Here is a 1,819-nt window from a genome sequence, read left to right as displayed (position 1 = left end):
CCTGCACAGATTGCGAAGATAAACAAATAGCTTCAGTATCATTATAAGGGTAACGGCGAAGGTTGTCAAGTAGTTTTTTTTGTTTCTATTCACTCCAACAGGTGAGCTACCTTTCTATAAAGGACCTATCAACTGTTGCAATTATAGGCGTAAACAAGAATGACAAAAGAGTACGGGATTGAGTAACTATATACACTTCTGCTGGCATACCGGGATATAGGTATACATTTTTGAACTGAGCAAGCTCTGACTTTGGTATCACCACACGTACTGAATAATAACGCCCTAACCTTGGATCGTCGAGGGCATCAGGAGAAATATGGCTTACTATACCGTTAATTAAACTTAAACGACGTGCGCTGTAAGCACTCAGCCTTACTTTCACCTTTAGCCCTTCCAATCCGTCAATAGAGACTATATTGCTATTCTTTTTTTGTGCTGACAGTATCTCCTCTATATTTCTAGTCTGAATTTTAGCGTCTATTATTAAATCATCATTAGATGGCACTACGCTCATAATCGGCACACCAGACTGTATAACACCACCTTCCGTATGGTACCGTATATCCGTAACTATTCCGTTTTGAGGCGATCTAATAACTGTGCGTGCTAACGCATCTTCTGCAACCATCAACCTCTCTCTTAAGTCAGCAATAGACATGCTAACTTCTTTAAGCTCAATGTTTGCTCTCTCTTGAGCGTCATTCTTCACATTTATGATTTCTAACTCGTTTTCTCCAATTTTTTGTTGTACCTGAGATATTGCAGCACGGTAATGACCAACTCTACCTTCAATTTCAGCAAACTGCTTTTCCAAAGCCAAAATGTGTGGCTTACCTATGTGACCACCGCTAAGAAGCTGCCTTTTTGTTTCTAACTCCTCAGCTATTAAGTCATATTGCTTGAGAGCTGCATCCAGTTGAGAATTCAGCCCTACTAGCTCATCATGTAACTGTCTTATACGCTGTTGCAGTATGTCAGTTTTTCCCAATATGCTCTTGTGCTGGGAATCAAATAATCTTATCTGATTTTTCATCACTTTGCTTGCAAGATTGCCATCAGATAATTCTTTGACTTCATCAGGAAATTCAATTGTGTCTAGGCCTCCCCTAATAGTAATAAGCCTTGCTTCAGTTGCCAAAAGTGATAAGAGTTTTTCTTTGATTATACTCAAATTCGCCTTCTCGTTAACATCACTTAACAAAACTAAAGGCTCATCTTTTTTGACTGCCTGGCCCTCTTTGACCAAAATTTTACTTATTATTCCTCCACCCAAATGTTGAACTATTTTCCTGTTTGAAGATACAATAACTTCTCCACTTGCATGCACTGCCCCATCAATTGGAGCTATAGCTGACCAAATACCACCTATTCCAAAAAAAATGAGTATTACTATCAGACCAAAAAACAGTGGTCCCCATGTTACTCTCAGAACCTCATTTACGTTATTACCCTCGCGTTTTAAAATAAAACTTACCACCGCATCAATCAGTGCGAACGTTTTATCCAAAAATTTTAGGTACTTCTTCTTTTTATTTTTTGTTCCTTGCATGTTTATATTATCACTATGGCCAAGTAGGCCTGTCAAAGAGAATCCAGCGCTAAGTTTTTTTAACTTACTTATCATATATTACTGTGAACTCGCGTTAATGTTAAGATAACATACAAAAACAAAGAATCCATGACTTATACACTTCATTTGGACTGCAAAACACCAGAATAAACTATTTAACGCTAACTATGGATTAGAAAGAGAGTAGAGAGAGAAATAGGGTAAACTCCAGTATTTTAGCAACAATAGGAGGTTACCCAATGCATA

Annotated in this window: 1 protein-coding gene; it reads right to left on the bottom strand. The window is 37.9% G+C overall.

The window, feature by feature from the left end; translation table 11 throughout:
* Window positions 1-106: 106 nt before the first annotated feature.
* Window positions 107-1,627 carry an HlyD family type I secretion periplasmic adaptor subunit gene (locus GO685_RS05035; RefSeq protein WP_175937840.1) on the bottom strand — a complete coding sequence of 507 codons (1,521 nt, stop codon included), beginning with the start codon at window positions 1,625-1,627 and terminating at the stop codon, window positions 107-109.
* Between the last annotated feature and the right edge of the window lie 192 nt (window positions 1,628-1,819).

Origin of the sequence: Wolbachia endosymbiont of Madathamugadia hiepei (assembly GCF_013366855.1) — a bacterium.
Lineage (GTDB): Bacteria > Pseudomonadota > Alphaproteobacteria > Rickettsiales > Anaplasmataceae > Wolbachia.
This window is presented reverse-complemented; position numbering and strand designations above follow the sequence as displayed.

What these genes read in the sequence shown, in the direction of transcription:
- GO685_RS05035 (WP_175937840.1), bottom strand. Translation starts at nt 1,627, where the DNA reads ATGATAAGTAAGTTAAAAAAACTTAGCGCTGGATTCTCTTTGACAGGC.